Annotated in this window: 10 protein-coding genes and 1 pseudogene; 4 read left to right on the top strand and 7 right to left on the bottom strand. The window is 65.0% G+C overall.

The features are described from left to right. The coding region (locus AC1D00_RS20570) for an N-acetyltransferase family protein (protein WP_477011925.1) at positions 1 to 409 on the top strand (409 nt) is incomplete at its 5' end. Between the two features lie 3 nt (positions 410 to 412). Here AC1D00_RS20570 and AC1D00_RS20565 read toward each other — a convergent pair. From AC1D00_RS20565 to AC1D00_RS20555, 3 genes are all read right to left on the bottom strand, one after another. Next, complete coding sequence (locus AC1D00_RS20565; protein ID WP_027546312.1) at positions 413 to 625, bottom strand: hypothetical protein; 213 nt, start codon at positions 623 to 625, stop codon at positions 413 to 415. A gap of 186 nt (positions 626 to 811) precedes the next feature. Beyond that, positions 812 to 1,261, bottom strand: coding sequence for a flagellar basal body rod protein FlgC (locus tag AC1D00_RS20560; protein ID WP_477011926.1), 450 nt, complete (start codon positions 1,259 to 1,261; stop codon positions 812 to 814). A gap of 119 nt (positions 1,262 to 1,380) precedes the next feature. Then, positions 1,381 to 2,430 (bottom strand): hydroxyacid dehydrogenase, encoded by a 1,050-nt coding sequence (locus tag AC1D00_RS20555; RefSeq protein ID WP_477011924.1) that lies wholly within the window; start codon positions 2,428 to 2,430, stop codon positions 1,381 to 1,383. A gap of 250 nt (positions 2,431 to 2,680) precedes the next feature. On the opposite strand from AC1D00_RS20555, the gene AC1D00_RS20550 reads away from it, so the two are divergent. The 3 genes from AC1D00_RS20550 (at position 2,681) to AC1D00_RS20540 (ending at position 4,305) form a co-directional block, all read left to right on the top strand. Beyond that, the gene (locus tag AC1D00_RS20550) at positions 2,681 to 3,232 is read left to right on the top strand and encodes a thiamine pyrophosphate-binding protein (protein ID WP_271576545.1); all 552 of its coding nucleotides are present in this window, start codon (positions 2,681 to 2,683) and stop codon (positions 3,230 to 3,232) included. A 10-nt stretch (positions 3,233 to 3,242) separates the two neighbouring features. Next, positions 3,243 to 3,851, top strand: coding sequence for a thiamine pyrophosphate-dependent enzyme (locus AC1D00_RS20545; protein WP_477011923.1), 609 nt, complete (start codon positions 3,243 to 3,245; stop codon positions 3,849 to 3,851). Positions 3,852 to 3,927: 76 nt separating this feature from the next. Further along, a complete protein-coding gene (locus tag AC1D00_RS20540; protein WP_477011922.1) occupies positions 3,928 to 4,305 on the top strand; it encodes a VanZ family protein in 378 nt (125 codons plus the stop codon). Between the two features lie 36 nt (positions 4,306 to 4,341). Here the strand turns inward: AC1D00_RS20540 and AC1D00_RS20535 are convergent, their stop codons facing one another. The 4 genes and pseudogenes from AC1D00_RS20535 to AC1D00_RS20520 all read right to left on the bottom strand — a co-directional run. Next, complete coding sequence (locus AC1D00_RS20535; RefSeq protein ID WP_135172614.1) at positions 4,342 to 4,725, bottom strand: DUF1236 domain-containing protein; 384 nt, start codon at positions 4,723 to 4,725, stop codon at positions 4,342 to 4,344. A gap of 112 nt (positions 4,726 to 4,837) precedes the next feature. After that, positions 4,838 to 5,725 (bottom strand): 2-hydroxy-3-oxopropionate reductase, encoded by an 888-nt coding sequence (locus AC1D00_RS20530; protein ID WP_135172613.1) that lies wholly within the window; start codon positions 5,723 to 5,725, stop codon positions 4,838 to 4,840. A 12-nt stretch (positions 5,726 to 5,737) separates the two neighbouring features. Next, positions 5,738 to 6,523, bottom strand: a complete 786-nt coding sequence (hyi, locus tag AC1D00_RS20525) for a hydroxypyruvate isomerase (protein ID WP_135172612.1) — start codon at positions 6,521 to 6,523, stop codon at positions 5,738 to 5,740. Positions 6,524 to 6,534: 11 nt separating this feature from the next. After that, positions 6,535 to 6,793: pseudogene (locus tag AC1D00_RS20520) on the bottom strand (glyoxylate carboligase); the annotation flags it as partial.

The raw sequence follows: 6,793 nt of genomic DNA, 5'->3' as shown, positions 1-6,793 counted from the left end.
GCGCAAGAACCTGAAGCAGACCCGCCTGCCCCATCTGGTCGCGACCTACCGCGGCGAGGTGGTCGGCTATGCCTATGCGGTGCTGTTCCGCAAGCGCCCGGCCTATCGCTACACCGCCAAGCACTCGATCTACGTCCACCACGCGCATCTCGGCCGCGGCGTCGGACGGCTATTGCTTCAGGAGTTGGTCGATGTTTGTGYCGCGGCCGGCTTCCGCCAGATGATCGGCTATATCGATGCCGACAACGCGCCCTCGCTGGCGCTGCACGAGAAGTTCGGCTTCGCGCGCGCCGGCCTGCTCTGCGCCGTCGCCTACCGGCACGGCCGCTGGTCCGACACCGTCATGGTGCAACGCTCGCTCGGCGCGGGCGCAACCGCGCCGCCGCCGGCAACGGCACCCGGCCGGTAAGCCTTACGAGGGAAAGTCAGCCGGTTTGACGTGGATGCGATCGGCATGCAGCGACCAGTGACACAACGCCTGGTCCTTGCAAAACCGCGCCTTCGCCCGTTCCCTGGCCTCGTCCTCGTCGGCGGCGTCGATCTCGAGCGTGCCCTGACAGACCTCGATCTGCCGGCCGTACTCCCCGAGCACGTCCTTCATGAACCTGACGACATAAGTGGACATGGGACCTCCTGCTGCCCCGGCAGCACTCTTATCCCATTTACCCGATTTCGGGGAGGCAGATTTTGACCGGGATCAAAGCCGGCAACGGTTCCCGCCGAAGATCCAGGCGCCGGTTCGATCCGTCAGCCGCCCCGCCCTGCCCAAAGCCTCGCGGAACGCGCGCGCGACACGCGGCGACGTCAACCATTATGTCTTGATATCGAGCAGCGACTCTGTCGTCTCGGCGTAGGCTTGAATGACCTTCGCATTGGCGATGAAGCTGTACTTCGCGGTCGCCAGTTCAACGAATTCGCCGGCGAGATCGACATTCGGCGCTGCGACCAGGCCGTCCTGGTTTGCGAAGGAAGCGCTCGGGTCGGACTGTGCAGTATAGCTCGGCGAAACGGCCGACACGGTCGCGACCGTGCCGCCCGGCGTCGAGCCGCTCGATTGGGAGACCTGATCGACGCGCAACGGTACATAAGCCGCGGGAAAAGTCGGACTAATGCCCGAACTGCCCACACCGGCCGATGTGCTCGATCCGCCTGACACGGGCAGCGGCCCGGTCGTGTTGGCGTTGGCGATATTGCTCGCGGCCACGCTCACGCGCAAACTCGCTGCAGAAAGTCCGGATGTCGCAATCGAAAGTATGCTCATGACCCCTGATCTACAGGACAAGTCATACGCGTTCACTCACGCAATCGATAGGATGCGCCGCTTTGTATTTTCATCGCGGTAACCAATGATAGGAGCGCAATCGGATCTTGCGCGCGTCCCTATCCCGGCGTCACGCCGAACGCCTGCTTGAAGCGCTCGGCGTAGCGCGGCCAGACTTCGGGATTGATGATGCGCGGCGGGCGCTTGCCGTCGAGCGTGTCCAGCACCTGCTCGGCGGCAATGCGGCCCATGTTCTGGCGCGCCTCGGTCGTCACGCCTGCGGTGTGCGGGCTTGCCAGCACGTTGTCGAACTGGAGCAGCGGATGCTCGGGCGGCGGCGGCTCCTTGGACCAGACGTCGAGACCGGCCCCCGCAATGCGCTTGTCGCGCAGAGCCTGGAGCAGCGCGTCCTCGTCGTGGATGAAGCCGCGCGCGGTGGTGATGAAATAGACATGCGGCTGCATCAGCGCGAATTCGCGCACGCTGACCAAGTTGCGGCTGCCCTTGTTGAGCGGGCAGGAGATCGAGACGAAATCGGCGCGGCGCAAGAGCTCGTCGAGCTCGACCTTCTCGCCGCCCCGCTCGGCCATCACCTCGGCCGACAGATACGGATCATAGGCCAGCACCTTCATGCCGAGCAGGCCCTTGCACAGCGCGGCGATGCGGCGGCCGACATTGCCGAGACCGATGATGCCGACGGTCTTGTGCTCGACTTCGTTGCCGACGAGCTCGTTGCGGTTGACGTTGCGCTCCCGGCGCAACCGGCGGTCGGACTGGATGATGCGCTTGGACAGCGTCAGCATCATCGCCAACGCATGCTCGGCGACCGAATGGGCGTTGCCGCCGGACTGGTTGACGACCACGACGCCCGCGTCCGTGCAGGCTTCGACATCGACGGGATCGAAGCCCGCGCCGTTGCTGGAGACGAGCAGCAGGTTCGGCGTACGCTTCAGGAAGGCGGCATCGACATGGAAATGCGGGGCGAGCTCGTCGCGGGCGGCGCCGATCTGGTAGACATGGGCCGCGCTCAGGATGGGCGCATAGAAATCTTCAGGGCTTGCGTTCTCGATGCGATCGAGCCGGACGTCGGACCGCGCTTTCAGGATGTCGACATAGATCGGATTGGCCAAATAATTGGAGTAGACGACACGCTTGCTGTTGACCGACATCAGGACCCTTCCGGCTCTCCGGGATCAGCCACGGCCAGCGCGGCGCGCGCCCCCTTCCGTGCTTCCTCCCACACTTTCTTTGCCCACATATGACATGGCGGTGCCGGCCACGGCAGGCCGTCTGGCGCAGATCACGGTGCCGGCCCGGACATGTTGACAATCCCGCTGCCTGCGTCAAGTTCGGCAGATCGCCGCGACAGCCAGGACAATGGCAAGACCAAGAAGCATGCGCGGCCGAAGGGAGAACGCAATGGCGATTGCGGAACAGGCGACACAGGGGTCCAGCGACAAAAGCTGGCACGGCATCGTCCTGCAAACCCTGAAGCGGAACGAGATCAGCCTGATCCCTTACGTGCCCGACCGCGTGCTGACGCCGCTGATCAAGAACCTGCATGCCGATCCGTTCTTCACCACCTTTGCCACCGCCCGCGAGGAGGAAGCCGTCGGCATCGTCTCGGGCGCCTGGATGGGCGGACGGCGCGGCGCGGTGCTGATGCAGACCTCGGGCTTTGCGACGCTCGCCAACGTGCTCGCCTCGCTCGCGGTGCCCTACCAGATTCCGCTGATCATGTTCGTCTCCGAGCGCGGCACGCTCGGCGAGTTCAACTACGGCCAGTCGCTGGTCTGCCGCACCATGCGCCCGGTGCTGGATTCGCTGGCGCTGGAGCACCACACCATCACCCGGCTCGACGAGCTCGAATTCATCGCCGACCGCTCGATCAAGCAGGCGGTCACCACGCAAGCGCCGGTGGCCCTGATCCTCAGCCCGCTGCTCACCGGCGGCAAGGTTTTTGACAAGTGAGCGCCGCCAAATGAGTTCAAATATGAACACGCGCAACACCAAGGTGATGAACCGCTTCGACGTGACGTCGCGCCTGATCGGAAAGCTGAAGCACGAGGAGGCCGTGATCGGCGGCATCGGCAACACCAATTTCGACCTCTGGGCCGCCGGCCACCGCCCGCAGAATTTCTACATGCTCGGCAGCATGGGCCTTGCCTTCCCGATCGCGCTCGGCGTGGCGCTGGCGCAGCCCGAGCGCCGTGTCTTTGCGCTCGAAGGCGACGGCTCGCTGCTGATGCAGCTCGGCGCGCTCTCGACGATCGCGATGCTGAAGCCGAAGAACCTGATCATGATCGTGATGGACAACGGCATCTACCAGATCACCGGCGCGCAGCCGACACCGGCCGCTGACGTGGCCGACATCGTCGCCATCGCCATCGGCTCGGGGCTCGCCAACAGCGCCTGGGCCGCCGACGAGGAGGATTTCGAGCGCCTGGTCGAGGAGGCCATGTCGGCCTCCGAGCCGAGCCTGATCGCGGTCCRCATCGACGACAAGCCCGGCGTCGGCACCACAAGGCGCGATCCCGTGCAGATCCGGGAGCGTTTCATGCACGGCCTCGGCGTGCGCGAGCCACTTTAACGTTTCGTCATTAACTACACGGCGATCTGATTTTGGCCTCGCAGCAGGCCCGCAAAATCCGTGCTAAGCGGGGCGGATGCCCATTTTGGTTCGTGCCTTTGCCTGGCTGCTCGCCGCCGCCGTCACCTTCGCAACGCTCGGTCCGCCCGGCCTGCGTCCCCATTCCGACCTCGGCCAGGACGGCGAGCATGCGCTCGCCTTCATCCTGGTCGGGCTTGCCTTCGGCCTCGCCTATCGGAAGCAGCGGCTGGCAGCGGCGGCCGTCTCGGTCATCCTGATCGGCCTGCTCGAACTGATGCAGTTCTGGACGCCGGGGCGCCATGCACGGCTGGAGGATTTTCTGGTCGATGCCGCCACGGCCTGCGCCGGCTTTGCGCTCGCAGCCGCAGCCGATTGGGTCACGACACGCCTGCGCCCGAGCGTATCCGTCACAAGCGAAGGCCCCGCGGAGTGACGCTCCGCAGGGCCCGTTTTCACTCGACGTCCCTGATCAGTCGATGATCTTGACGACGCGACGCGTCCGCGGCTCGACGATCACGCGGCGATCGTTCACGACCGCATAGCGATATTCGGTGTAGTTCGGCACGGGACGCAGCACCACGGTCGGGGGCAGCGGCTCGCCGACCACGACGCGCTCGTGGATCACGACGGAGTCATTGCGCGGAATTCCGCCCAGGATCGCATTCGGAATCTCCAGGCCGGCGCCGACGGCCGCACCGACGGTGCCGCCGACCATTGCTCCGACCGGGCCACCGATATCGCCGCCCGCACGCGCGCCGTCCCGGGCGCCCTGTTCGGTCGTCGACTGGGCAAAGGCTGCACTCGACGCCAGCAGCGACACGGCAGCCAACGAAATCGCAAGACGGGTCTTCATGTCCACACTCTCCAGTAATTGTTCTGCGCCTTCAACCGCGGGGTCGGACCATTGTTCCGGTTCCCGCGCGACGAAAGACACGCCAAATCTGGAGAGTGTTACTGCGTAACACTTACGCCGCGGCGATCTCGTGCCCCGCCATCAGTTCCAACGCGCGCACCATCGCCGAGTGATCCCAGCCCTTGCCGCCATGCGCGGTGCAGGACGAGAACAATTGCTGCGCCACCGCCGTGCTCGGCAGCGACAGGCCGAGCGCGCGCGCGCCCTCGAGCGCGAGGTTGAGATCCTTCTGGTGCAGCTCGATGCGGAAGCCGGGATCGAAATTGCGCTTCACCATGCGCTCGCCATGCACTTCGAGAATCCGCGAGGACGCAAAGCCGCCCATCAGCGCCTTGCGCACCAGCGCGGGGTTCGCCCCGGCCTTCGATGCGAACAGAAGCGCTTCGCTCACCGCCTCGATCGTCAGCGCGACGATGATCTGGTTGGCGACCTTCGTGGTCTGGCCGTCGCCATTGGCGCCGACATGCGTGACGTTCTTGCCCATCCTCTCGAAGATCGGCCTCATGGTGCCAAAGGCGCGCTCGGGGCCGCCGACCATGATGGTGAGGCTCGCCGCCTTGGCGCCGACCTCCCCGCCCGACACCGGCGCGTCGAGATAGTCCGCGCCCAGCGCCTCGATCTTCCTGGCGAATTCCTTTGTCGCCAGCGGCGAGATCGAGCTCATGTCAACGACGATCTGGCCCTTGGAGATGCCGCTCGCGACGCCGTCCTTGCCGAACAGCACGGCCTCCACATGCGGCGTATCCGGCACCATGATGATGACGGCATCCGCCTCCTCCGCGACCTCCTTGCCCGACTTGCAGGCGATGCCGCCCGCCGCGATCAGCTCGGGCGACACCGGCGCAACGTCATGCAGCAGCACGCGATGGCCCGCGGCCAGGAGATGTCCGGCCATCGGCCGTCCCATGGTGCCAAGTCCGATGAAGCCGATGTCGATCATGTCTAATTTTCCTCAGGTCTCGAAGGTTTGCGCCGCGTGCCAGGACAGGCCTTCCAGCGTCGTCGTGCGCGGCTTGTATTCGCAGCCGATCCAGCCGCGATAGCCGATCGCGTCGAGATGGCGGAACAGGAAGGGATAGTTGATCTCGCCGGTGCCCGGCTCGTGACGGCCGGGATTGTCGGCGAGCTGGATGTGGGCGATCTGGGGGAGATATTCCTGCATGGTACGGGCGAGATCGCCCTCCATGATCTGCATGTGGTAGATGTCGTACTGGACGAACAAATTGTTCGACCGCACTTCCGAGATGAGCTGCACCGCCTGCTCGGTGCCGTTGAGGTGGAAACCGGGAATGTCGAGCGTGTTGATCGGCTCGACCAAGAGCTTGATGTTCTCCCGCGCCAGCGTCGAGGCGGCAAAGCGCAAATTACCGACCAGCGTCTCGTTGAGCTCGCGCGGATCGGCATTATCGGGTGCGATGCCGACGAGACAGTTGAGCTGCTCGCAATCGAGCGCCTTGGCATAGTCGATGGCGCGGAACACACCGTCGCGGAATTCGGCGGTGCGATCCGGCAGGATCGCGATGCCGCGCTCGCCCGCCGCCCAATTGCCGGCGGGGAGATTATGCAGCACCTGCGTCAGCCCGTGGGCCTCCAGCTGCTCGCGCAGCTGCGCCTTGTCGAAATCATAGGGAAACAGATACTCGACCCCGGCAAAGCCTGCCGCTTTCGCCGCAGCAAAGCGGTCGAGGAACGGCATCTCGTTGAAGAGCATGGTGAGGTTGGCGGCGAATTTCGGCATGATGCTGTCCCCTATTCCGCCGGCTGAAGCACGCCGGACCGCTTGGTCCCGACCTCGTCGAGGGCCAGGTCCAGCACCTCCTCGAACTCGACGATGTTATCGATCTCCGTCCCCATCGCGATGTTGGTGACGCGCTCGAGAATGAACTCGACCACCACGGGCACGCGGTGCTTCGCCATCAATTCGCGCGCGGTCGCAAACGCGGCCTGCGAGTCCTTGGGATCGGTGACGCGGATCGCCTTGCAGCCGAGGCCTTCGGCGACAGCGACA

The sequence above is a fragment of the Bradyrhizobium sp. P2_E8 genome, assembly GCF_056403875.1.
This window is presented reverse-complemented; position numbering and strand designations above follow the sequence as displayed.

Coding starts and splice junctions, on each gene's coding strand:
- AC1D00_RS20565 (WP_027546312.1), bottom strand. CDS start 625: ATGTCCACTTATGTCGTCAGGTTCATGAAGGACGTGCTCGGGGAGTAC.
- AC1D00_RS20560 (WP_477011926.1), bottom strand. CDS start 1,261: ATGAGCATACTTTCGATTGCGACATCCGGACTTTCTGCAGCGAGTTTG.
- AC1D00_RS20555 (WP_477011924.1), bottom strand. CDS start 2,430: ATGTCGGTCAACAGCAAGCGTGTCGTCTACTCCAATTATTTGGCCAAT.
- AC1D00_RS20550 (WP_271576545.1), top strand. CDS start 2,681: ATGGCGATTGCGGAACAGGCGACACAGGGGTCCAGCGACAAAAGCTGG.
- AC1D00_RS20540 (WP_477011922.1), top strand. CDS start 3,928: ATGCCCATTTTGGTTCGTGCCTTTGCCTGGCTGCTCGCCGCCGCCGTC.
- AC1D00_RS20535 (WP_135172614.1), bottom strand. CDS start 4,725: ATGAAGACCCGTCTTGCGATTTCGTTGGCTGCCGTGTCGCTGCTGGCG.
- AC1D00_RS20530 (WP_135172613.1), bottom strand. CDS start 5,725: ATGATCGACATCGGCTTCATCGGACTTGGCACCATGGGACGGCCGATG.
- hyi (WP_135172612.1), bottom strand. CDS start 6,523: ATGCCGAAATTCGCCGCCAACCTCACCATGCTCTTCAACGAGATGCCG.